We start from the raw sequence: 240 nt of genomic DNA, 5'->3' as shown, positions 1-240 counted from the left end.
CTCATGTTCTTCTATATCAAGCATATCTTCATTAACACCGATTACAATCGTAACATCTTCATCTTTACCGGGCGCAGTTAGAATGACCTTCTTAGCTCCCGCTTCTAAATGACGTGCAGCTTTTTCTTTAGAATTAAATTTCCCGGTAGCTTCAATGACAATGTCAATATCCATTTCTTTCCACGGCAGCTGTTCAGGATGACGGTAATTGATAAGTTTGATTCGTTTGCCATTGACAAG

At 39.2% G+C, this 240-nt stretch carries 1 protein-coding gene; it reads right to left on the bottom strand.

Going from position 1 to position 240, the window contains the following annotated elements:
* A partial coding sequence (locus tag RYX56_RS24925; protein WP_317124461.1) for a glyceraldehyde 3-phosphate dehydrogenase NAD-binding domain-containing protein occupies positions 1–240 on the bottom strand: 240 nt, incomplete at both ends.

It is taken from the genome of Alkalihalophilus lindianensis (genome assembly GCF_032843265.1).
GTDB classification, from domain to species: domain Bacteria; phylum Bacillota; class Bacilli; order Bacillales; family Bacillaceae_D; genus Alkalihalophilus; species Alkalihalophilus lindianensis.
Note: the sequence above shows the minus strand (reverse complement) of the source record. Positions and strands in the feature narration are given on the sequence as shown.